This is a genomic window from Ralstonia sp. TCR112 (genome assembly GCF_007997035.1).
Classification (GTDB): Bacteria; Pseudomonadota; Gammaproteobacteria; order Burkholderiales; family Burkholderiaceae; genus Ralstonia; species Ralstonia edaphi.
Genome location: NZ_VOSS01000087.1, coordinates 1 through 22401 on the forward strand (window position 1 = coordinate 1; position 22401 = coordinate 22401).

A 22401-nucleotide genomic window follows, 5' to 3' on the forward strand; every position below is an offset into this window, starting at 1 on the left:
CTGCTCCACCCCGCGTCCGTCGAATAAAAGAGTATAGCGAGACCTGTGCGGCGATGCAACACTTTTCTCGTGCGGCATGCACTGATGGTGCGTGGTGCCCATCCCACGAGCCCGCGAAGCCATGCGGGGACATGATCTGTGGGCACATCGCGCGCGGTCCTCTTCGAAAGCGGCGCGCGCGATGCATTTGCGGCGTGCCGGCCGTTTACAATGCCGCCTTTCGCGTTCTTCTCTTGATTCCGACCGTGCTCAACGCCCTGTATCCGCTTGCCCGCCCGCTGCTGTTTTCGATGGATCCCGAAGACGCGCATCACTTCACGCTGAACCAGCTCAAGCGGGCGCACGCGATGGGGCTTTCGGGCTGCATCGGCGCACGCATAGCGCCGCAGCCGCGCACGGTGATGGGCGTGAAGTTTCCTAACCCGGTCGGGCTGGCTGCCGGCTTGGACAAGGACGGCGCGTATATCGATGCGCTCGGCGCGCTCGGTTTCGGCTTTATTGAAGTCGGTACGGTTACGCCGCGCGCGCAGCCCGGCAATCCGCGCCCGCGCATGTTCCGCTTGCCGGCGGCCAATGCGCTTATCAATCGCATGGGTTTCAACAATGGCGGTGTCGATGCATTCATCAATAACGTAAAGGCATCGAAGTGGCGCGAGGCCGGCGGCGTGCTGGGCTTGAACATCGGCAAGAACGCCGACACGCCGATCGAGCGCGCTGTCGACGATTACATGCATTGCCTGGAACGCGTGTATCCGCATGCAAGCTACGTCACGGTGAACATTTCGTCGCCGAATACGAAGAACCTGCGCCAACTGCAGGGCGCGAGCGAGCTGGACAGCCTGCTGGGCGCGCTGCGCGACGCACAGCAGCGTCTGGCAGATCAGCACAAGCGCTACGTACCGGTGGCGCTGAAGATCGCGCCGGACCTGGATGACGACCAGATCGCAAACGTGGCTGACGCGCTCCTGCGCCACAAGATGGACGGCGTGATTGCAACCAACACGACGATCAGCCGCGAAGCCGTGGCCGGTCTTGCGCACGCCGAAGAGGCGGGCGGGTTGTCAGGCCAGCCGGTGCGTGAAGCCTCGACGCGGGTGATTCGCGCCTTGCACGGTTTGCTCGGCGATGCGGTGCCGATCATTGGCGTGGGCGGCATCCTGGCCGGCGAGCACGCGCGCGAGAAGATCGACGCCGGCGCGCAACTGGTGCAGCTTTATACGGGATTGATCTATCGCGGTCCGGCCCTGGTGGCGGAATGCGCGCGGGCGCTGGCGCGCTGACGTGGACGGGCCGCGCTTAGCGGCGGAGCAGGAAGATGATGAGCCCACTGGCGGCCACCACCGCGGCTGCCAGATCGTATGGGCCGGCGTAATCAGCCCACACCGACGGGTCGAGCTGCTGCATGAAGGCCGCTTGCGCCCACGGCAGGATCATGCGCGGGATCGCAAACAATAGGACGGCAACGACCAGCAATACGATCAGTGCGGTCAGCGAAGGCTTGGAACGCCCCAAGATGCGAATGGATAAGTGGGGCAAGGCCGTCCCCGTTTCGTAAGCGTCGAGCGGCTGGTCGCCAGTCGTTCAACAAAGTTTGCAATGAAGGTTTGTCAGGCATTTTCCTACAAAGTTCTGTCGGCCGCAGTCCTACTTATGGCTATGTGCGGCACAGCATGCACCGCATGTTGTCTGCTTGCTGAAGGCGCGGGACTGGCGCTGCACAATGTGCTCCGTCGGGTTGTTTATGTGCTTGGGCAACGTTCTTGGGACGTTCCAGGCCGCTTTGTCTCGGGCGCTGAGCATCATGATGCACTGCGGCAACGAATGCCCGTTTGAGGGGTTGGCGTGACGGAGGGCGGGAGTACAATCCGCCCTCATTGTGCAATGCACGATTTTTGAGCGGCCAGTATTTCGGCCGATTTTCAAGTTCATGAGTCAAGCTCTTACAGCAACCGGGTCGCCCCAGACCAACGTGAACCTGCGCGCCATGGTGGTCGGCGCCGTCGGGGTGGTGTTCGGAGACATCGGCACCAGTCCGCTGTATTCGCTCAAGGAATGCTTCAGCCCAGACCACGGCATTCCGTTCTCCAGCGGCGCGGTGCTCGGCATCATCTCCATGCTCTTCTGGGCGATGGTGATCGTGGTATCGCTCAAGTATGTGCTGTTCGTCATGCGCGCCGACAACAACGGCGAGGGCGGCATCCTCGCGCTGATGGCGCTGTCGCTGCGCACGGCCAATACCAATTCCAGGCGCATGTCGCTCCTGATGATGCTGGGCGTTTTCGGCGCGTGCATGTTCTACGGCGACGCGGTCATCACGCCGGCCATCTCGGTCCTGTCGGCCATGGAAGGTCTTGAAATCGCCGCGCCGGCATTGTCCCCGTTTGTATTGCCGATCACGATCGTGATTCTGGCTGTGCTGTTCCTGATCCAACGCAGCGGCACGTCGGTGGTGGGCAAGCTGTTCGGTCCGGTGATGCTGCTGTGGTTTGCCGCGCTGGCAGCGCTGGGCATGATGAATCTGGTGAAGGCGCCGCAGATTCTGGTGGCCGTCAACCCGATGTACGCCGTTTCATTCCTGCACGACCATGCGCTGCAGGCGTTCATCGTGCTCGGTTCGGTGTTCCTGGTGCTGACCGGCGCGGAAGCGCTGTACGCTGACATGGGCCACTTCGGCGCACGCCCGATCCGCTGGGCGTGGTTCTTTATCGTGGCGCCGAGCCTGCTGCTCAACTACTTCGGCCAAGGCGCGATGCTGCTGACCGACCCGAGCACCATCGAAAACCCGTTCTACCGTTCGGTGCCGGAAGCGCTGCAACTGCCAATGGTGGTGCTTGCTGCGGCAGCCACCGTCATTGCCTCGCAGGCCGTGATTTCGGGCGCGTTCTCGCTGACGAGCCAGGCGATCCAGCTTGGCTTTGTGCCGCGCATGCGCATTCGCTACACGTCGGAAGCCGAGATCGGCCAGATCTACGTGCCGATGGTTAACTGGATGCTGTTGATCCTGGTGGTCGGCGTGGTTCTGGCGTTCAAGAAGTCCGACAACCTTGCGGCCGCCTACGGCATTGCCGTGACAACCACGATGGTCATTACCACGGTGCTGGCTGCGGTGGTGATGCGCTCGGTCTGGCGTTGGCACCCTGCGCTCGTGACGCTCGTGAGCCTGTGTTTCCTGGTGGTCGACATGGCGTTCTTCTCGGCGAACCTGTTGAAGATCCGCGATGGCGGCTGGTTCCCGTTGACGCTGGGCGCCGGCGTGTTTTTCCTGCTGATGACCTGGTACAAGGGCAAGAAGCTTCTGCGTGCGCGCAGTCTGGAAGATGGCATCCCGCTCGAGCCGTTCCTGGCGGGGTTGCTGGCGCATCCGCCGCATCGTGTCGAGGGCACGGCTGTATTCCTCACAGGCAATACCGAATTTGTGCCGGTGTCGTTGCTGCATAACCTGAAGCACAACCGCGTACTGCACGAGCGCGTGATTTTTATCAGCTTCGTTACGCGCGATATTCCGTACGTGGACGATAAGCAACGCGTAACCGTGCGCGATCTCGGCAGCGGCATCTACATCGTCAAGGCGGAATACGGCTTCAAGGAAACGCCCGATGTGTACCGCGTACTGGAACTGGGGCAGCCGCAGATCGGCACGCGCTGCGAGCTGATGGATACGTCGTTCTTCATCGCGCGCGAATCGGTGGTGCCGTCCAAGCTGCCGGGTATGTCGATGTGGCGCGAGCGCCTGTTTGCGTGGATGCATCAGAACGGCGCCAAGCCGTCGGACTTCTTCCACATCCCCGCGAATCGCGTGGTGGAGCTGGGTACCAAGGTCGAGATCTGATCAACCCACCGCTGCATAGCAAAACGGCCCGTGCGAGAGAGACGCACGGGCGTTTTGTTTGTTGCGGCGGCGCAATTACATCTTCGCAGCGGCGTGATTGCGCTCGCGGACTTCGTCGTTGCGGGCGTGGACGTCGTGGTTACGGTCCTTCACGTCGTGCCGCAGGTCTTTGCGATCGTGGTGCAAGTCGCGGCGCTCGGCGTTGACTTCATGCTGCTCTTCGGCGCGCTTCTTGTTCCAGTATTCGGCGCCCCCGACGTTGCCATTGGCCAGGTCACGGTTTTCGCGGCGTTGATCGGCGTTGCGGGCGGCACGGTCGGTGTTCAATGCGGCCTTGTCGGCGCCGATGTCCGCGCGATCATGGCGAATATCGCGGTTGTCGTGGCGGATGTCACGGTTGTCCTGGCGAATCTGCTGATTGTCTTGCTGAACTTGCTGGACGGGCGTGGTCTGCGCGAAGGCGGCGGTACCGGCAACAGCAAGCAGGGCGGCAATCAGGGTGTGGCTCGTCTTCATAGGGCTTCTCCTCGTGGATGCCAGGCGGCGTGCCTGTGTCTCCTTAACGGGCCGAAAAGACGGGCCGACGACGCATGAGTGTTAGGAAAGATCCATGCGCGTAAGGACTTGTAACGGGCACACGCGGCCATGAAAAAACCCGCCGAGTCCGAAAACCGGGCGGGTTCCATTCAACAGAATGCGCGTTAGCGTTTGAGCTTGGCGAACGCTTCTGCCATGGCGCCGGACGGTTCGGGCGCGCGGCGTTGCTGGCCGCCGTGGCGACCGCCTCCACTGCTCGGACGATCGCCGCCGCCGGTGCGTGCAGCCGCCTGACCGGGCTCATCCGACAGGCGCATCGTCAGGCCGATGCGGTTGCGCTTCACGTCCACCTCCATCACCTTGACCTTGACGATCTGGCCAGGCTTGACCACCTCATGCGGGTCACGCACGAACTTGGTCGACAGCGCCGACACGTGTACCAGGCCATCCTGATGCACGCCGATGTCGATGAAGGCGCCAAACGCCGCCACGTTCGTCACCACGCCTTCGAGCACCATGCCGGGCTGCAGGTCCTTGATGTCTTCCACGCCGTCCTGGAACGTCGCCGTCTTGAACTCGGGGCGGGGGTCGCGGCCGGGCTTTTCCAGCTCAGAGAGGATGTCGACCACGGTGGGCAGGCCGAATTTCTCGTCGGTGAAGTCACGGGCGGTCAGGCCACGCAGCGCCTCGCGGTTGCCGAGCACGTCGCCGATGCCTTTCTTGATGCTGTCCAGGATGCGCTTGACGACCGGATACGCTTCCGGGTGCACCGAGGAGCGGTCGAGCGGATTGTCGCCGTCATTGATGCGCAGGAAGCCGGCGGCCTGCTCGAACGTCTTGTCGCCCAGGCGCGGCACTTTCTTGAGCGCGTCGCGGTTGGGGAACGCGCCGTTGGCATCGCGGTACTCGACGATGTTCTTGGCGAGGATCGAGTTCAGCCCCGACACACGCGCCAGCAGCGGGGCAGAGGCCGTGTTGACATCCACGCCCACCGCGTTGACGCAATCCTCGACGATGGCGTCCAGTGCGCGGGCCAGCTCCCGCTGGTTCACGTCATGCTGATACTGGCCGACACCGATCGACTTCGGGTCAATCTTCACGAGTTCGGCCAGCGGGTCTTGCAGGCGTCGCGCGATCGACACCGCGCCGCGCAGCGACACGTCCAGCTCGGGGAATTCCTTGGCCGCCAGCTCCGACGCCGAATACACCGACGCGCCGGCCTCGCTCACCACGATCTTGGTCAGCTTCAGCTCCGGCGCGTTGCGCATCAGGTCTTGCACCAACTTGTCGGTCTCGCGGCTGGCTGTGCCGTTGCCGATGGAAACCAGTGCCACGCCGTGTTGCTTCGCCAGCCGGGCGAGCGTGGCCAGCGAGCCGTTCCAGTCACGACGCGGCTCGTGCGGATAAATGGTGGCCGTCTCCAGCAGCTTGCCGGTGTGGTCGACCACGGCCACCTTGCAACCCGTGCGGATGCCCGGATCGATGCCCATCACGGCCTTCGGGCCAGCCGGCGCGGCCAGCAGCAGGTCGTGCAGATTGCGGCCGAAGATCTTGATGGCCTCGGCTTCCGCGGACTCGCGCAGTTGCGTGAGCAACTCGGTTTCGATATGCGGCTGTACCTTCACGCGCCAGCACCAGCGGCACACGTCCGACAGCCACTTGTCAGCCGCCCGGCCCTTGTTTTCGATGCCGACGTGGCGCGCGATCATGATTTCGCACGGGTGCGGGTTCATCGCGTCCTGTTCTTCGCCCAAGCCGAGCTTCACGAACAGCACGCCCGCGTTCCGGCCGCGGAACAGCGCCAGCGCGCGGTGCGACGGCACGTTGCGGATCGGCTCGCTATACGCGTAGTAATCGCGGAATTTCTCTTCTTCGGCGGTTTCCTTGCCTTCCACCACGGTCGACGAAACCTGGCCTTGATTCCACAGATGGTCGCGCACCTTGCCGAGCAGCTCAGCCGTCTCGCCAAATTGTTCGGAGAGGATGTCGCGCGCGCCATCCAGCGCGGCCTTCACGTCCGGCACGCCGCCGTCGGCGGTCGGGTTGCCGTTGACGAACTTGGCAGCTTCGGTTTGCGGATCCAGCGTGGGGTCGGCCAGCAGCGCCTGGGCCAGCGGCTCCAGGCCGCATTCGCGGGCAATCTGGGCGCGCGTGCGGCGCTTGGGCTTGTAGGGCAGGTAGAGGTCTTCCAGCACCTGCTTGGTCTCGGCCGCCTCGATGGAGGTGCGCAGGGCGTCCGTCAGCTTGCCTTGCTCTTCAATGGAGGCGAGGATGGCCGCGCGGCGGTCTTCCAGCTCGCGCAGGTACAGCAGGCGCTCTTCCAGGTTGCGCAGTTGCGTGTCGTCCAGGTTGTCCGTCACTTCCTTGCGGTACCGTGCGATGAACGGCACGGTGGCGCCTTCGTCCAGCAGTTGGACGGCGGCGGCAACCTGCTGCGGCCGGACCGCCAGTTCAACGGCGATGCGGGAGACGATCTTCTGCAACACGGAATCAGTCATTGCTTCCAGAGAGTGCGATGGAAAGCCGCGCATTTTGCCACAACGCGAACCCTGTTCCTGAGCTGAAATCCGTGGCCGCGCGGCGTTTGCCGCACAGGCGCGGTGATAAAATGCGCGTTATGCCTACGCCCCTGTTTTCTGCCCGTCGCCGCGCTGCTGCGCGCCGCGCTTCCCAGCTGGTTCTGCCGGCGTCCGTGCTCAGTGTTGCGCTGCTTGCCACGCCTGCATGGAGCCAGTCCCAGCCAGCCGCTGCGCCGGCAGCCGCAGTGCCCGCCACACCGCCCGATTTCGGCTCTGAGCACGATCGCATCAACAGCGCCAAAGCGTGGGCTGAATACCGGTACGCCGAGGCCGAACGCGCTTGCTACGACAAATTCCTCGTCACGCGCTGCATCGACAAGGCGAAGGATGTGCGTCGCACGGAACTGCACACCATCCGCGAGCGCGAGCTTGCGCTGGACGAAGCCGAGCGTGCCGATCGCGCTGCCCGTCGCGACCAGGAGCGCGCCATCCGCGAGGCTCAGTACAACGCCGAACGCCCGCAGCGCGAAGCCGCCGAGCAGAAGAATCGCAACGATTTCGCGAGCAAGCAGGAGCAGCAGCGGCTGAACGAGGCGCAGCGCCAGGCCGAAGCGCCGCAGCGCGCTGCCAACGCGCAGGCGGCCGCCAAAAAGCAGGCCGATTACGATGCCAAGCTGAAAGCCGCGCAGGAGCAGGGCGCCGCCAACGCCGCAAAGCGTGCGGAAAGCGCCAAGCAGTTCCAGGAAAAGCAGCAAGACGCCGTCAAGCGTCAGAAAGAACTGGAAGAGCGCCGCGAACAAACCAAGCGCCGCAACGAGCAAAACCAGAACAACACCAGTCCGCTGGGGTTCTAAACTTCAGCCAAGGCCGGGTTTCCGGGAGGAAAGCGATGGACAGCGATCTGAACACGATCTCGCGTCGCATCATTGAATTGCAGATCGAGCACCGCGATCTCGATTTCCTGATCGACCGGCTGGCGACTACCGCCAATCATGACGAGTTGCAGCTGCGCCGTCTCAAGAAGCGCCGCCTGAAACTCAAGGACACCATCACCCTGCTACAGTTGCAGCTTGAGCCGGACGTGCCGGCCTAGCGCCTACCCAAAGTTGGTTCGATTTTCATCCTGAGAGGCCGCAATCACGTGCGGCCTCCGTCATTTGACCCCACGGATTCCGCGTTGACTTCGCTTTCCCCGCTGGCCGAGCCGTCGGCTGACTCCGACGCCGATGCCGGCGACACTTCGGCTCCCGCTGCTTCTCTATCCGCTGATGCGCATCATGCCGAATTGGCGACGCTGTTCGCCGACGACGGCACGCTGGCCAAAGGTATCGATGGTTACCGGCCCCGCAGTGCGCAGCTGACGATGGCGCAGGCCGTCGCCAACGCCATCGAAGCCGCCGATTCGATCATCGTCGAGGCCGGGACCGGCACGGGCAAAACGTACGCCTACCTTGTTCCCGCGATGCTGTGGGGCGGCAAGGTGATCGTCTCCACCGGGACGAAGAACCTGCAGGATCAGCTTTTCCTGCGCGACATCCCGACGGTGCGCAAGGCGCTAAATGCGCCGGTGTCGGTGGCGTTGCTCAAGGGGCGCGCCAATTACGTCTGCCATTACCACGTCGAACGCACCTCGCAGAACGGGCGTCTCTCTTCGCGGCAAGACGCCGCATGGCTGCGCCAGATCAACCTGTTTCTGAAGACGACGAAAACGGGCGACAAGGCGGAACTTGCCAGCGTCCCCGAGAACGCGCCGGTGTGGAACCTGGTGACGTCCACGCGCGACAACTGCCTGGGTTCGGACTGCGCGTATTACAAGGACTGCTTCGTCATGCGCGCCCGCAAGGAGGCGCAGCAGGCCGACGTGGTGGTGGTGAACCATCACCTGTTCTTCGCGGACGTGATGTTGAAGGACACCGGCATGGCGGAGTTGCTGCCCGCCGCCAACACGATCATCTTCGACGAAGCGCACCAGCTGCCAGAAACCGCCACGTTGTTCTTTGGCGAGACCATCTCTACGAACCAGATTCTGGAACTCGCGCGCGACAGCGTGGCAGAAGGCCTTTCGCACGCACGCGATGCGGTGGACTGGGTGGCGATTGCCGCGCCGCTGGAGCGTGCCGCGCGTGATTTGCGCCTCGTTTTCCGCCAGGACGGGTCCCGCCTGTCGATCAAGCAGATCGACAACGATGCGGCCCTTGCCACGCCGTTCTACGAGGTGCTGCCCAAGCTTGAGCAGGCGCTTTCCGACTTTACCGGCGCGCTGGAAGCCCAGGCCGAACGCGCCGAGACCATCGAGCAGTGCCATCGCCGTGCGGTGGCGCTGTGCGAGAAACTGGAAGCGTGGGCCGATCCCAAACCGCCCAAGGCGCCAAAGAAGGAAGGGGATGACGCGGGCGCGGACAGCGAGAGTGCGGCCCCCGTTGACGAGCGTGTGCGCTGGGTCGAGGTATTCGCCAATTCCGTACAGTTGCACCTGACGCCGTTGTCGATCGCGCCGATCTTTTCGCGTCAGCGTGCCGGCCAGCCGCGCGCGTGGGTCTTCACGTCCGCGACGCTTTCGGTGCGCGGCAACTTCACGCACTACGCTGCGCAGTTGGGCCTGGACCGTGATCGGTCCATGACGCTCGACAGCCCGTTCGACTACGCATCGCAAGGCTTGCTGTATGTGCCGCGTGATCTGCCCCAGCCGAGCGATCCGCGTTTTACCGATGCGGTGCTCGACGCCACCTTGCCGCTGATTGAAGCGGCGGGCGGCAAGACGTTCCTGCTGTGCACGACGCTGCGCGCCGTGAATCGCGCCGCCGAGCGGTTGTCGGATGAATTCGCCCAACGCGGCTGGGATTTCCCGCTGCTCGTGCAGGGCCAGGCCAGCCGTACGGAATTGCTGGACCGCTTCCGGACGCTGGGCAACGCCGTGCTGATCGGCAGCCAGAGTTTCTGGGAGGGCGTGGATGTACGCGGCGAGGCGCTCTCGCTGGTCGTCATCGACAAATTGCCGTTTGCCCCGCCCGATGATCCGGTGCTGAGCGCCCGCATGGAAGCGCTTGAAAAGAAGGGGCTGAGCCCGTTTGCCGTGCACCAACTGCCGCATGCAGTCATCACGCTCAAGCAGGGCGCAGGGCGGTTGATTCGCTCCGAGACCGATCGCGGTGTGCTGATGATCTGCGACCCGCGGCTCGTTGAGAAGAACTACGGCCGCCAGATCTGGCAGAGCCTGCCGCCGTTCAAGCGTACGCGCGAGGCCGAGACGGCTGCCGATTTTCTGCGTTCGCTGCGGCCAGATTCGGAAGAGGCGGCTGCCGGCGGGTCTGAAGACTGATCTGCGTGCACAAACAAAAAGCCCGGCCACTCGACCGGGCTTTTTGCTGTGCTGTTCAAGCCTTGCTTACCACCATTGGTACCAGGGCTTGTCTTTCTTGCGCTGGCCGTAGGCGAGGAAATCGCTCTTCGGATAGTTCTGCTTGATGATGCGTTCGGTGTCGTCGCGCATGTCTTTCATGCCCAGCGCTTCATACGACTTCATCATGATGTACAGCGCTTCTTCCACGGCCGGGGCGCGATCGTAATCCTTGATGGCGTCCTGCGCGCGGTTGACGGCAGCCAGGTAGGCGCCGCGGCGATAGTAGTAGCGCGCGGCGCCCACTTCATGCTCGGCCATCGCGTTGACGATGTACTGCATGCGCTGGGTGGCGTCCGGCGTGTACTTGCTGTTCGGGAACCGCGTGATCAGCGTCTTGAACGCGTCGTAGGCTGCGCGTGCGGCCTTCGGGTCGCGTTCGCTCAAGTCCTGGTTCGAGAAGCGGCCGAGCCAGCCCAGGTTGTCGTTGAAGTTGATCAGGCCCTTGAGGTAGTAGGCGTAATCGACGCTGGGGTGATTCGGGTGCAACTGGATGAAGCGATCCACCGCGGCCAGCGCGGCAGCCGTCTCGCCATCCTTGTAGTTGGCGTAGGCGGTTTCGATCTGGGCTTGTTGAGCGTACTGGCCGAACGGATAGCGGCTTTCGAGCTTTTCGTAGTACTTGACCGCCTTGGCGTAGTCGCCGCCGTCGAGCGAGTCCTTCGCTTCCGAATATAATTTGTTGGCTGACCAGCCAGCCGTTTCGTCTTGCTGTTCCGGCAGGATGCCGCAGGCCGAGATAGCAAGGCATGCAACGCCTGCCACCAACACTGCTCCGATTTGCGCGCGGATTCGATTGCCGACTCGACTAACAATACGCGCCTGCTTTACGCTCGTGACCGACATGGGCACCTTTTCTGAATGAAAAATCGCATCAAGCATTATAGCCCAAGCCCTGTGTCAGACGACGCACTGGCTGACGTTTCCCTCACTGCGCCGGAGACGGAAGACGCCCTCGACGATGAGGCGCTCGATTTGCCTGCCGCCGGGGCCGCTCCAGGTGCCGAACCGATCATCGTAGAGATTCCCGAAGCCATGCACGGCGAGCGCCTCGACAAGGCGCTCGCCAAGCTGCTGCCCGACTATTCGCGCAGCCGCTTGCAGCAATGGATTGACGCCGGCGCGGTTCGTCTGCGTGGTGAGGTGGTGCGCCCGCGTGCGGCCATCTCCGGCGGTGACCGCATCGAAGTCGTCCCGCAACGCGCGGCCGACGAAAACGCCTTCGTCGCCGAGCCGATTGACCTGGATGTGGTGTACGAAGACGACACGCTGCTCGTCATCAACAAGCCTGCCGGGCTGGTGGTGCATCCCGCCGCGGGCAACTGGAGCGGCACGGTGCTCAACGGCCTGCTGCACCGCTATCCGGACGCCGTAGAGTTGCCGCGTGCCGGCATCGTCCACCGCCTCGACAAGGACACTTCCGGCCTGATGGTGGTCGCCCGTACGCTGCCTGCGCAGACCGACCTCGTGCGCCAATTGCAGGCACGTACCGTCAAGCGGACTTATCTCGCGCTGGTGTGGGGCGAAACGCCCGAAGAAGCCACGATCGATGCTCCGATCGGGCGGGACCCGCGCGACCGCACGCGCATGGCCATCATCGAGACGGCCAGCGGCAAGCCGGCGCGGACGCATTTCAAGACGCTGGACGTGGTGGATCTGGGCCGCGCCCAAGTATCGCTGGTGCGCTGCCAGCTTGAGACCGGCCGGACACACCAGATCCGTGTGCACTTTGAGTCGGAGGGGCATCCGTTGCTGGGCGATCCGGTCTATACGCGCAACTTCCGGCGTGGCCAGCCGCAGACGATCAAGGCGCCGCTGCCGGTGCCTTTTGCGCGGCAGGCGCTGCACGCGGTGCGCCTCGGGTTGGTGCATCCCGCCACGGGCAAATCCGTACATTGGGAAGCCGGCGTGCCCGACGACTTCGCCGATCTGCTGGAAGCCCTCGACATGGATCCCGATGCCGACATCAACTGATTGGATCGTTCCCGACTGGCCCGCGCATCCGCATGTCAAGGCGCTTGCCACGACGCGCCTGGGTGGCGTCAGTGTCGGGCCTTACGGATTGGCTGGCGGCTTGCCCGGCGGCCTGAACCTCGGTCAGCACGTGGGTGACGCGCCCGACGCCGTCGATCAGAACCGCCGCATCTTGCGTGCAGCGCTACCGGCTGAGCCGACGTGGATGGAGCAGGTGCACGGCACTGGTGTAGCTGATCTTGATCAACTTGTCGGTACGTCGGCGCCTGTAATTGCCGATGCTGCGGTGGCGTCCTCGCGGAATCGTGTCTGCGTGGTCATGACGGCCGATTGCCTGCCTGTCTTGCTGAGCGACGCCCGAGGCGTCACCGTGGGTGCGGCGCATGCGGGGTGGCGTGGTCTATGCGGCGGCGTGATCGAACGCACGCTGGAAGCCATGATGCAGCGGTTGCGCGCCAGCGGCCAGGAAGCCGATCCGACGTGGCTGGCGTGGCTCGGGCCAGCCATCGGGCCATCGTGTTTTGAAGTGGGTGCGGAAGTGTGTCAGGCATTTATCGACGCCGCGCAGCCCGACGAATTGCCCGCCACCGGGGCGGCGTTCGTGGAAGGCACCTCCACGGGGAAGTTCTTCGCCGATTTGTACGCGCTGGCTCGACTGCGGCTGGCGCGCGCCGGTTGTACCGACGTGTACGGCGGTGGCCTGTGCACGATGACGGACGCCGAGCGCTTCTATTCGTACCGCCGGGAGCGCACCACGGGGCGCATGGCCACGCTGATTTGGCGCGCGGAGTGAGCGTTCAGGGGGCGCCGTCGCCAGCGTCGCTGCTCAGCGTGGGAGTGGTGTCCGCCTCGTCCTGCGCGGCTTCCTTGGCTTTCCGGCGTCGCCTGCGTGCCGGCGCGCCGACAATCCATAGGAAGAGCGATAGCGGCGCCACGCCGTAAAAGACAAATGTGCCGATGCCGGCAATCCAAGATTGCTCAGTCAAAGACATCATCAGCACGACGTAGAGCCAGGCGATGGCGACGATATACATGGGAAAGGCGGTGCCCGGCATTGGCGCAATGCGGCAGTCTCGCACGAAATTGCGCAAATTGGACCATAGCCCCGGTTCTGTGCTTAACCATTTGGTCGGAGCCGTTTTCGGTGAACGCGGCAAAACCCGCGCTGGCTGGGCGTTTCCGGTTGATCATTAACTAACGCCGATTGACAGCCTTGAAACGGCAAGGCAACAATGCCCCGCAATACTACGAGTTGCGCCGCCGTTCCAACCGGAGCGGCGCATATCGTCGGATCGAGGGCACTATGGCATCGCGTCAATCGACATCATCCAAGGCATCTAGCGCCCACACTCAAGCTCCCTGGCAGGGCTTGTCGGACCCAACGCAGTGGGCGGAGCAGTTCAAGCAATGGCAAGCCTTTGCGGGCGCCTTTGCACAACCTGGTGCCGCGGCGCCAGGTCTTGGGCAGTTCAACGGCGCAGCGACGGGTGAAGGCGCGGCGCCTTTCGCGCTGATCCCGCACGAGCGGCTGGCCGAGATCCAGCAGAAGTATCTTGAGGAATGGCTTCAGATCTGGCGCCACATGAGCACGGGCGAAAGCGCCGAGGCCGTGGCGCCGTCTGATCGTCGTTTCTCGAACGACGCGTGGCGCAAGAGCCCGCTCTATGGCTATGCCGCCGCGTTCTACGTGCTCAACGCCCGCACGTTGATGGAAATGGCCGACGCAGTGCAAGCAGACGCCAAGACCCGTGAGCGCGTGCGCTTTGCCGTGTCGCAATGGACGGCTGCCATGTCGCCGTCCAACTTTCTTGCGACCAATCCGGAAGCGCAGAAGCAACTGATTGAATCGCGTGGCGAATCCCTGCGCACCGGCATCCTCAACATGCTGCAGGATATGGAGCGCGGCAAGATCTCGCAGACGGACGAAACAGCGTTCGAGATCGGTCGCAACGTCGCCAACAGCGAAGGCGCCGTCGTCTTCGAGAACGACTATTTCCAGCTCATCCAATACAAGCCGCTGACGGCCAAGGTGCATGCGCGCCCGCTGTTGCTGGTGCCGCCTTGCATCAACAAGTACTACATCCTTGATCTGCAGCCGGCCAATTCGCTGGTCCGCTATGCCGTGGAGCAGGGCAATACTGTGTTCCTCGTGTCGTGGCGTAATCCGGACGCGAGCATGGCGTCCCGCACGTGGGACGACTACATCGAAGGCGGCGCGATCGAAGCCATTCGTGTCGCGCGCGAAATCTCCGCGCAGGATCAGATCAACGTGCTGGGCTTTTGCGTGGGCGGAACGATCCTGTCGACCGCCCTGGCCGTGCTGGCGGAACGCGGACAGCATCCGGCGGCAAGCCTGACGCTGCTGACCACGCTGCTCGACTTTACGGACACCGGCATTCTCGACGTCTTCGTCGATCAAGCCCAGGTGGAAATGCGAGAGCAGACGATCGGCCCGAATGCGCCGACCGGCCCGGGCCTGCTGCGTGGCGTGGAGCTGGCAAACACGTTCTCGTTCCTGCGCCCGAACGATCTGGTCTGGAATTACGTTGTCGAGAACTATCTGAAAGGCAAGACGCCTGCGCCGTTCGACCTGCTGTACTGGAATGGCGATTCCACCAACCTGCCGGGCCCGTGGTACTGCTGGTACCTCCGTCATACGTATCTGCAGAACGACCTCAAGACGCCGGGCAAGCTGAAGGTGAACGGTACGCCAGTGGATCTCGGCAAGATTGATGCGCCGGTCTACATCTACGGTTCGCGTGAAGACCACATCGTCCCCTGGAAGTCGGCCTATGGTTCTGTGCCGCTGCTCAAGGGCAAGCGGCGTTTCGTGTTGGGCGCCTCCGGCCATATCGCTGGCGTGATCAACCCGCCTGCCGCCAACAAGCGTTCGCACTGGACCAATGCCAAGCTGCCTGACTCCGCCGATGCGTGGTTCGAGGGTGCGAAGGAGCATCCCGGAAGCTGGTGGCCGGATTGGTCAAGTTGGCTTGCATCACACGCCGGCGCGCAGAAGGCTGCACCCAAGGGCTACGGCAACGCGGACTACCCGGTCATCGAGCCGGCCCCTGGCCGCTACGTCAAACAGAAAGCGTAAGATCGCGCGCATGAACCCCCGTTGCCGCCGCGGCTTCGGCCGCTGGCGGTGTCCAACGACCCTCTCTTTCGACAGTGGAAGGTAAGCAAATGACCGATGTTGTGATCGTATCGGCGGTACGCACCGCCGTGGGCAAGTTTGGTGGCTCGCTGGCGAAGATCGCTGCGCCTGAGCTTGGCGCGGCTGTTATCCGCGAAGCGCTGGCGCGCGCCAAGGTGGCGCCGGACCAGGTGAGCGAAGTCATCATGGGCCAAGTGCTGACGGCAGGCTCGGGTCAGAACCCGGCGCGCCAAGCCGTCATCAAGGCAGGGCTGCCGAACATGGTGCCGGGCCTGACCATCAACAAGGTGTGCGGCTCCGGCCTGAAGGCCGTGATGCTGGCCGCCAACGCCATCATCGCGGGCGATGCAGAGATCGTCGTGGCTGGCGGGCAGGAAAACATGTCTGCCGCACCGCACGTCCTGCCCGGTTCGCGCGACGGTTTCCGCATGGGCGACGCCAAGCTGATCGATTCGATGATTGTGGATGGGCTGTGGGACGTCTACAACCAGTACCACATGGGCATCACGGCGGAGAACGTCGCCAAGGAATACGGCATCACGCGCGAAGCGCAGGACGAGTTCGCGGTCGCGTCGCAGAACAAGGCCGAAGCTGCGCAAAAGTCGGGCCGCTTCAACGATGAAATCGTTCCGATCATGATTCCGCAACGCAAGGGCGATCCGATTGCCTTCGCGCAGGACGAGTTCGTTCGCCATGGCGCCACGCTCGAATCGATGGCTGGCCTGAAGCCCGCTTTCGACAAGGCTGGCACCGTGACGGCGGCCAACGCCTCGGGCCTGAACGATGGCGCCGCCGCTGTCGTCGTAATGTCGGCCGCCAAGGCGAAGGAACTGGGCCTGACGCCGCTGGCCACGATCCGTGCTTACGCCAGCGCTGGCCTGGACCCGAAGGTCATGGGCATGGGGCCGGTACCGGCGTCCAAACGCTGCCTGTCGCGCGCCGGCTGGTCGGTGGGCGACCTGGACCTGATGGAGATCAACGAGGCATTTGCCGCCCAGGCGCTGGCAGTGCATCAGCAGATGGGCTGGGATACGTCGAAGATCAACGTCAACGGCGGGGCGATTGCGATCGGTCACCCGATCGGCGCGTCGGGCTGCCGCATCCTGGTCACGCTGCTGCACGAGATGCAGAAGCGCGACGCGAAGAAGGGCCTGGCCTCGCTGTGTATCGGTGGCGGCATGGGCGTGGCGCTGGCGGTTGAGCGTCCGTAAGTTTTTTTGCAGTGAGATTGGCGTGAGGCGGAACGAATGCCGCACACGCCAATCGGAGACACCTGAGCATCTGCTGCCCGGCAAGAGGCCGGGCGGTTCTAACAACAAGGACTAGGAGTGGACATGACCAAACGCATCGCATACGTCACCGGTGGCATGGGCGGTATCGGAACGGCGATTTGCCAGCGCTTGGCGCGCGACGGCTTCACCGTTGTCGCAGGCTGCGGCCCGAACTCGCCGCGCAAGGCGAAATGGTTGGAACAACAGAAGGCGCTTGGTTTCGATTTCGTGCCGTCCGAAGGCAACGTCGGCGATTGGGAGTCGACCAAGGCCGCGTTCGACAAGGTCAAGGCTGAAGTGGGCGAGGTCGATGTCCTGATCAACAACGCCGGCATCACGCGCGACGTGGTGTTCCGCAAGATGACCCGCGCCGACTGGGATGCGGTGATCGATACCAACCTGACGTCGCTGTTCAACGTGACCAAGCAGGTCATCGACGGCATGGCGGATCGCGGCTGGGGCCGAATCATCAACATCTCGTCGGTGAACGGCCAGAAGGGCCAGTTTGGCCAGACCAACTATTCGACCGCCAAGGCTGGCCTGCACGGCTTCACGATGGCGCTGGCGCAGGAAGTCGCGACCAAGGGTGTAACGGTCAACACGGTGTCGCCGGGCTATATCGCGACCGACATGGTGAAAGCGATTCGTCAGGATGTGCTCGACAAGATCGTCAGCACGATTCCGGTCAAGCGCTTGGGCGAGCCGACGGAGATCGCCTCGATCTGCGCATGGCTGGCATCTGAAGAATCCGGCTTCTCCACCGGCGCGGACTTCTCCCTCAACGGCGGCCTTCACATGGGCTGACGCTCCCACGCCCATGCTGCGGCTATGCTGCAGCATGGGCGCAGCAATTTTCCCCCTTGATTTGCCTGCATGCTGCGATGCTCGATTGCATTGCAGCAAGCATTTTGCGTCCTCTGTGGGCAACTGTCCGAGTGCCTGAGCCGCATCAAAATGCTGCGGGTTTTTACCGGGGGAGGTCGCCTTTTCTTTGCAGGGCGATCCGCATAGAATCCAATCACGGAGGCGCTCCGCAGGGAGACACGGGGCGTCCGATCATAACCGGATGCATCTGCGCTACGCTTGAATTCACCATTCGCGCGCAGATCGGAACAGCCGGGCAACCGCGTATTTTGCTGCACCGCCCGGTGCAGTCATTTCGCACTGCATCGGCTGCACCGCAGCAGCATCGCCAACACGGAAAGGCACGATGGCCACCAGCAAGAAGGGCACCGAACGGCTGATCAAGAAATATCCCAACCGCCGGCTCTACGACACCCAGACCAGCACCTACATCACGCTGGCAGACGTCAAGCAGCTCGTCATGGAAACCGAAGAGTTTCGCGTCGTCGATGCGAAATCCGGTGAAGACCTGACCCGCAGCATCCTGCTGCAGATCATTCTGGAAGAGGAAACCGGCGGCGTGCCGATGTTCTCGGGTGCGATGCTCGCGCAGATCATCCGTTTCTATGGCAACGCGATGCAGGGCATGATGGGCACGTACCTGGAAAAGAACATCCAGGCGTTTGTCGACATCCAGAGCAAGCTGGCCGAGAACTCGAAGGATCTGTACAGCGGCAACACCTTCAACCCCGACATGTGGTCGCAGTTCATGAACATGCAGGGGCCGATGATGCAAGGCATGATGAGCAACTACATCGAGCAGAGCAAAAACCTGTTCGTGCAGATGCAGGAGCAGATGCAGAGCCAGGCCAAGAACATGTTCGGGACGTTCCCGTTCAACCAGCCGCCCGAGAAGAAGTAAGTCGGCGCTGGCAAAACAAGGCGGATCGCGGGGCGGTTCGCCTTTTTTGTTGGGCGCGCGTCCAAGAGGGCAGCAAGGTAAAATGCCGGTCCTTCAGGTGAGGTGTACGCCTCTCCGACGTTCACGATTCCCGCCCCGGTTTCCCATGTTTGATGTCCGCCCCTGGCTTCTATGCCGGCTGTCTCCCGTTTTCGCATGAGCCGCCTGTTGCTCGCCCCGATGGAAGGGGTCGCGGATTACGTCATGCGCGACGTGCTGACGCAAGCTGGCGGCTACGACGGATGCGTCTCGGAGTTCGTCCGCGTGACGGGCTCGTTGCTTCCGGCGCGCACGTACGAACGTGAGACGCCCGAGATCCGCAACGGCGGCTATACGGCCAGCGGTACGCCGATGACCATCCAGCTCCTCGGCAGCGATCCCGAATGGCTGGCCCGCAATGCGGCATACGCGGCAACGCTCACGCCGCATGGCATCGACCTCAACTTCGGCTGTCCCGCCAAGGTCGTGAACCGACACGGCGGCGGCGCCATGCTGCTCGCCACGCCGGAAGTGCTGTACGACATCGTGCATGCCGTGCGGGCCGCGGTGCCGGCCAACATTTCCGTGACGGCCAAGATGCGGCTCGGCGTTTCCGATACGTCCCGTGCGATTGACTGTGCGACGGCGCTGGCGGAAGGCGGCGCGGAAGCGCTCGTCGTGCATGCCCGCACGCGTGACCATGGCTACCGTCCGCCCGCACATTGGGACTGGATCGCACGCATCGCCGACGCCGTGAGCATCCCCGTCACGGCCAACGGCGAAGTCTGGACCGTGGCCGACTGGGAGCGCTGCCGCGCCGTCAGTGGCTGTAGCGACGTGATGATCGGACGTGGCGCCGTGTCCGACCCATTCCTGGCCCAGCGCATCCGTGGGCAGATGGACGAGACGCCGTCCGCGGCGGAATGGCCGATCGTGCTCGGCTATCTCGCCGATTACCTGAAGAAGCTGCATGCGCGCATCTCGGCCAAGCATGAGCATGGCCGCGTCAAGCTGTGGCTGAGCTATCTGAAGCGGACGTGGCCCCAGGCCGCAGAGCTGCACGATGCGATTCGCAGGCTGCAGGACGCGCTGGAAATCGAGCGCGTGATTGAACAGATGCAGCTTCGCCTTGGTCGCCCAAACGCGGCGAACGGTTAAAATACGCAACCGCGCGGCACAGCCCACGTGCGCAGCGCAAATCCTCTCCCACATCAGGTTGTTCCCATGTCCGACGTCAGTACCCAGAGCCCCAAGGTGGGGTTCGTCAGTCTCGGTTGTCCCAAGGCCTTGTCGATTCCGAGCAGATCATCACCCAACTGCGCGCGGAGGGGTATGAGATCTCCGGCACGTACGGCGGGGCGGACCTGGTGGTTGTCAACACCTGCGGCTTCATCGACGAGGCCGTGCAGGAAAGCCTGGATGCGATTGGCGAGGCGCTGGCCGAGAACGGCAAGGTGATCGTCACCGGCTGCCTGGGCGCCAAGAAGGACGCCGCTGGCCAGGACATCATCACCAACGTGCACCCGAAGGTGCTGGCTGTGACGGGCCCCCATGCGCTCGGCGAGGTGATGGAAGCAGTGCACACGCACCTGCCCAAGCCGCATGACCCGTTCATTGACCTGGTGCCGCCGCAGGGCATCAAGCTCACGCCCAAGCACTACGCGTATCTGAAGATTTCGGAAGGCTGCAACCACCGTTGCAGCTTCTGCATCATCCCGTCGATGCGCGGCGATCTCGTCTCGCGCCCGGTGGCCGAAGTGATGCTGGAAGCGGAAAACCTGCTGAAGGCCGGCGTCAAGGAGCTGCTCGTCATCTCGCAGGACACCAGCGCCTACGGCGTCGACGTCAAATTCCGCATGGGCTTCTGGAACGGCCGCCCGCTGAAGACGCGCATGACCGAGCTGGTCGGCGCGCTGGGTGAACTGGCGTCGCAGTACGGCGCCTGGGTGCGCCTGCATTACGTCTACCCGTACCCGAGCGTGGATGAGGTGATGCCGCTGATGGCCGAGGGCAAGGTCTTGCCGTATCTCGACGTGCCGCTGCAGCACGCCCACCCCGACGTGCTCAAGCGCATGAAGCGCCCCGCCAACGCCGAGAAGACGCTGGATCGCATCCGCGCCTGGCGCGAGGTGTGCCCGGAGTTGACCATCCGCAGCACCTTCATCGCCGGCTTCCCTGGTGAAACGGAAGAAGAGTTCCAGACGCTGCTCGACTTCATTGCCGAGGCCGAACTGGATCGCGTGGGCTGCTTCGCCTATTCGCCGGTCGAGGGCGCCACCGCCAACGACCTGCCGGGCGCATTGCCCGACGAGGTGCGCGAGGAGCGCCGCGCGCGGTTCATGGAAGTCGCCGAGCGCGTGTCTGCACGCCGTCTGCAGCGCAAGGTGGGCAAGTCGCTGCGCGTGCTGGTGGACGAGGTGAATCAAGACGGTGGCATTGGCCGTTCGTCGGCGGATGCCCCGGAGATTGACGGCCTGGTCTATATCGCGCCGCCGTCGAAACCGTACAAGCGCTACAAGGCGGGCGATTTCGTGTCGGTCAAGATTACCGGCGCGGACGGCCACGACCTGTGGGGCGAGGTCTGACCCACTTAGGTAGTCGTACCTAAATTTTGCGAACGGTCGTGCGTTTATACTGGCCGCCATCCAATTTCGATGGCTCAGGAGACAGCAATGGCACGTGAAGTGGTGGTGGTCAGCGGCGTTCGTACCGCAATCGGGACGTTTGGCGGCAGCCTGAAGGATGTGGCGCCGTGCGAACTGGGCGCACTCGTTGTGCGCGAGGCGCTGGCCCGCGCAGGCGTGAAGGGCGAGGAGGTCGGCCACGTGGTGTTTGGCCACGTGATCAACACCGAGCCGCGCGACATGTATCTCTCGCGCGTGGCCGCCGTGAACGGCGGTGTGTCGGCCGAAACGCCTGCATTCAACGTCAATCGCCTGTGCGGCTCGGGCCTGCAGGCCGTGGTGAGCGCGGCGCAAACCGTGCTGTTGGGCGACGCCGATGTCGCCATTGCCGGCGGTGCGGAGAGCATGAGCCGTGCGCCGTACCTGGCACCCGCCGCTCGCTGGGGTTCGCGCATGGGCGACGCCAAGATGGTCGACATGATGCTCGGCGCGCTGCACGACCCGTTCCACACGATCCACATGGGCGTCACTGCGGAAAACGTCGCCCGCGAATTCGGCATCAGCCGCGAGCAGCAAGACCAGACCGCGCTGGAATCGCATCAGCGCGCATCGCGTGCCATCCAGGCCGGCTACTTCAAGGATCAGATCGTTCCGGTGACGATCAAGTCGCGCAAGGGCGATATCCAGTTCGATACCGATGAGCACGTCCGCCACGACGCAACCATCGACGACATGACCAAGCTCAAGCCGGTTTTCACGAAAGAAAACGGTACGGTGACGGCAGGCAACGCTTCGGGCCTCAACGATGCGGGCGCGGCGCTGGTGCTGATGGAACGTGCGGTGGCCGAAAAGCGTGGCCTCAAGCCGCTGGCCCGGCTGGTGTCGTACGGCCATGCGGGCGTGGATCCGAAGATCATGGGCATCGGCCCGGTGCCGGCCACGCGCAAGGCGCTGGGCCGGGCAGGCCTGTCGGTCAACGATCTGGATGTGATCGAAGCCAACGAGGCGTTTGCCGCCCAGGCCTGCGCGGTGACGAAGGAACTCGGCCTAGACCCGGCCAAGGTCAACCCGAACGGCTCGGGCATCTCGCTCGGCCACCCGATCGGCGCAACGGGTGCGCTTATCACGGTCAAGGCGCTGCACGAGCTGCAGCGCATCGGCGGTCGCTACGCGCTGGTGACCATGTGCATTGGTGGAGGACAAGGCATTGCGGCGGTGTTCGAACGCATCTGAACGCATTTTCTCGATTGAACGCCTGATTCGGCCAACCGGCGCGCTGTTTGCGCTGGTACTGGCCGCAGGCGTGGCGC

At 63.5% G+C, this 22401-nt stretch carries 18 protein-coding genes and 1 pseudogene; 14 read left to right on the top strand and 5 right to left on the bottom strand.

What is annotated here, in order from left to right:
* Positions 1-245: 245 nt before the first annotated feature.
* Positions 246-1280, top strand: coding sequence for a quinone-dependent dihydroorotate dehydrogenase (locus FUT88_RS19675; RefSeq protein ID WP_147217638.1), 1035 nt, complete (start codon positions 246-248; stop codon positions 1278-1280).
* A 16-nt stretch (positions 1281-1296) separates the two neighbouring features.
* Here the strand turns inward: FUT88_RS19675 and FUT88_RS19680 are convergent, their stop codons facing one another.
* Positions 1297-1536, bottom strand: a complete 240-nt coding sequence (locus FUT88_RS19680) for a hypothetical protein (RefSeq protein WP_147217640.1) — start codon at positions 1534-1536, stop codon at positions 1297-1299.
* 391 nt (positions 1537-1927) lie between these two features.
* Here FUT88_RS19680 and FUT88_RS19685 point away from each other — a divergent pair, with 391 nt between their 5' ends.
* Entirely contained in the window at positions 1928-3829 is a 1902-nt protein-coding gene (locus FUT88_RS19685) for a potassium transporter Kup (protein WP_147217642.1), read from the top strand.
* 75 nt (positions 3830-3904) lie between these two features.
* On the opposite strand, the gene FUT88_RS19690 is transcribed toward FUT88_RS19685, so the two are convergent.
* Together FUT88_RS19690 and FUT88_RS19695 are read right to left on the bottom strand one after the other, a co-directional pair.
* A complete protein-coding gene (locus tag FUT88_RS19690) occupies positions 3905-4345 on the bottom strand; it encodes a hypothetical protein (protein ID WP_147217644.1) in 441 nt (146 codons plus the stop codon).
* Between the two features lie 185 nt (positions 4346-4530).
* Positions 4531-6864, bottom strand: coding sequence for a Tex family protein (locus FUT88_RS19695; protein ID WP_147217646.1), 2334 nt, complete (start codon positions 6862-6864; stop codon positions 4531-4533).
* Between the two features lie 110 nt (positions 6865-6974).
* On the opposite strand from FUT88_RS19695, the gene FUT88_RS19700 reads away from it, so the two are divergent.
* The 3 genes from FUT88_RS19700 (at position 6975) to FUT88_RS19710 (ending at position 10204) form a co-directional block, all read left to right on the top strand.
* Positions 6975-7739 (top strand): hypothetical protein, encoded by a 765-nt coding sequence (locus FUT88_RS19700; RefSeq protein ID WP_147217648.1) that lies wholly within the window; start codon positions 6975-6977, stop codon positions 7737-7739.
* Between the two features lie 35 nt (positions 7740-7774).
* Positions 7775-7978 carry a DUF465 domain-containing protein gene (locus tag FUT88_RS19705; protein ID WP_004627116.1) on the top strand — a complete coding sequence of 68 codons (204 nt, stop codon included), beginning with the start codon at positions 7775-7777 and terminating at the stop codon, positions 7976-7978.
* Positions 7979-8062: 84 nt separating this feature from the next.
* Positions 8063-10204, top strand: a complete 2142-nt coding sequence (locus FUT88_RS19710; RefSeq protein WP_186829348.1) for an ATP-dependent DNA helicase — start codon at positions 8063-8065, stop codon at positions 10202-10204.
* 66 nt (positions 10205-10270) lie between these two features.
* On the opposite strand, the gene FUT88_RS19715 is transcribed toward FUT88_RS19710, so the two are convergent.
* Positions 10271-11128 (bottom strand): outer membrane protein assembly factor BamD, encoded by an 858-nt coding sequence (locus FUT88_RS19715; protein ID WP_027681296.1) that lies wholly within the window; start codon positions 11126-11128, stop codon positions 10271-10273.
* Positions 11129-11143: 15 nt separating this feature from the next.
* Here FUT88_RS19715 and FUT88_RS19720 point away from each other — a divergent pair, with 15 nt between their 5' ends.
* Together FUT88_RS19720 and pgeF are read left to right on the top strand one after the other, a co-directional pair.
* The gene (locus FUT88_RS19720; protein WP_147217652.1) at positions 11144-12256 is read left to right on the top strand and encodes an RluA family pseudouridine synthase; all 1113 of its coding nucleotides are present in this window, start codon (positions 11144-11146) and stop codon (positions 12254-12256) included.
* Positions 12240-13049 carry a peptidoglycan editing factor PgeF gene (gene pgeF / locus FUT88_RS19725; protein WP_147217654.1) on the top strand — a complete coding sequence of 270 codons (810 nt, stop codon included), beginning with the start codon at positions 12240-12242 and terminating at the stop codon, positions 13047-13049. Before FUT88_RS19720 ends, pgeF begins: the two co-directional genes overlap by 17 nt.
* Positions 13050-13053: 4 nt before the next feature.
* Here pgeF and FUT88_RS19730 read toward each other — a convergent pair whose 3' ends face one another.
* Positions 13054-13290: a hypothetical protein gene (locus tag FUT88_RS19730; protein ID WP_147217656.1), complete on the bottom strand. Its 237-nt coding sequence runs from the start codon at positions 13288-13290 to the stop codon at positions 13054-13056.
* Positions 13291-13559: 269 nt separating this feature from the next.
* Between FUT88_RS19730 and phaC the strand changes: the two genes are divergently transcribed.
* The 7 genes and pseudogenes from phaC to bktB all read left to right on the top strand — a co-directional run bounded on the left by phaC (position 13560) and on the right by bktB (position 22324).
* Positions 13560-15353 carry a class I poly(R)-hydroxyalkanoic acid synthase gene (gene phaC, locus FUT88_RS19735; protein ID WP_147217657.1) on the top strand — a complete coding sequence of 598 codons (1794 nt, stop codon included), beginning with the start codon at positions 13560-13562 and terminating at the stop codon, positions 15351-15353.
* An 89-nt stretch (positions 15354-15442) separates the two neighbouring features.
* Complete coding sequence (locus FUT88_RS19740; RefSeq protein WP_147217659.1) at positions 15443-16624, top strand: acetyl-CoA C-acetyltransferase; 1182 nt, start codon at positions 15443-15445, stop codon at positions 16622-16624.
* A gap of 123 nt (positions 16625-16747) precedes the next feature.
* Complete coding sequence (locus FUT88_RS19745; protein WP_009240759.1) at positions 16748-17488, top strand: 3-ketoacyl-ACP reductase; 741 nt, start codon at positions 16748-16750, stop codon at positions 17486-17488.
* 406 nt (positions 17489-17894) lie between these two features.
* Positions 17895-18449, top strand: coding sequence for a polyhydroxyalkanoate synthesis repressor PhaR (gene phaR, locus FUT88_RS19750; RefSeq protein WP_004627096.1), 555 nt, complete (start codon positions 17895-17897; stop codon positions 18447-18449).
* Positions 18450-18644: 195 nt separating this feature from the next.
* Complete coding sequence (locus FUT88_RS19755) at positions 18645-19625, top strand: tRNA dihydrouridine synthase (protein ID WP_186829349.1); 981 nt, start codon at positions 18645-18647, stop codon at positions 19623-19625.
* Between the two features lie 66 nt (positions 19626-19691).
* Positions 19692-21052 (top strand): annotated as a pseudogene (gene rimO, locus FUT88_RS19760) (30S ribosomal protein S12 methylthiotransferase RimO).
* An 87-nt stretch (positions 21053-21139) separates the two neighbouring features.
* Positions 21140-22324 carry a beta-ketothiolase BktB gene (bktB, locus tag FUT88_RS19765; protein ID WP_147217661.1) on the top strand — a complete coding sequence of 395 codons (1185 nt, stop codon included), beginning with the start codon at positions 21140-21142 and terminating at the stop codon, positions 22322-22324.
* Positions 22325-22401: the final 77 nt, after the last annotated feature.

Excerpts from the sequence above, each read along its gene's own strand:
- FUT88_RS19690 (WP_147217644.1), bottom strand. The coding sequence starts at position 4,345 with ATGAAGACGAGCCACACCCTGATTGCCGCCCTGCTTGCTGTTGCCGGT.
- FUT88_RS19755 (WP_186829349.1), top strand. The coding sequence starts at position 18,645 with ATGAGCCGCCTGTTGCTCGCCCCGATGGAAGGGGTCGCGGATTACGTC.
- FUT88_RS19695 (WP_147217646.1), bottom strand. The coding sequence starts at position 6,864 with ATGACTGATTCCGTGTTGCAGAAGATCGTCTCCCGCATCGCCGTTGAA.
- FUT88_RS19685 (WP_147217642.1), top strand. The coding sequence starts at position 1,928 with ATGAGTCAAGCTCTTACAGCAACCGGGTCGCCCCAGACCAACGTGAAC.
- FUT88_RS19715 (WP_027681296.1), bottom strand. The coding sequence starts at position 11,128 with ATGTCGGTCACGAGCGTAAAGCAGGCGCGTATTGTTAGTCGAGTCGGC.
- FUT88_RS19745 (WP_009240759.1), top strand. The coding sequence starts at position 16,748 with ATGACCAAACGCATCGCATACGTCACCGGTGGCATGGGCGGTATCGGA.
- FUT88_RS19720 (WP_147217652.1), top strand. The coding sequence starts at position 11,144 with ATGAAAAATCGCATCAAGCATTATAGCCCAAGCCCTGTGTCAGACGAC.
- phaC (WP_147217657.1), top strand. The coding sequence starts at position 13,560 with ATGGCATCGCGTCAATCGACATCATCCAAGGCATCTAGCGCCCACACT.
- FUT88_RS19705 (WP_004627116.1), top strand. The coding sequence starts at position 7,775 with ATGGACAGCGATCTGAACACGATCTCGCGTCGCATCATTGAATTGCAG.
- FUT88_RS19700 (WP_147217648.1), top strand. The coding sequence starts at position 6,975 with ATGCGCGTTATGCCTACGCCCCTGTTTTCTGCCCGTCGCCGCGCTGCT.
- phaR (WP_004627096.1), top strand. The coding sequence starts at position 17,895 with ATGGCCACCAGCAAGAAGGGCACCGAACGGCTGATCAAGAAATATCCC.
- bktB (WP_147217661.1), top strand. The coding sequence starts at position 21,140 with ATGGCACGTGAAGTGGTGGTGGTCAGCGGCGTTCGTACCGCAATCGGG.
- FUT88_RS19730 (WP_147217656.1), bottom strand. The coding sequence starts at position 13,290 with ATGTATATCGTCGCCATCGCCTGGCTCTACGTCGTGCTGATGATGTCT.
- pgeF (WP_147217654.1), top strand. The coding sequence starts at position 12,240 with ATGCCGACATCAACTGATTGGATCGTTCCCGACTGGCCCGCGCATCCG.
- FUT88_RS19740 (WP_147217659.1), top strand. The coding sequence starts at position 15,443 with ATGACCGATGTTGTGATCGTATCGGCGGTACGCACCGCCGTGGGCAAG.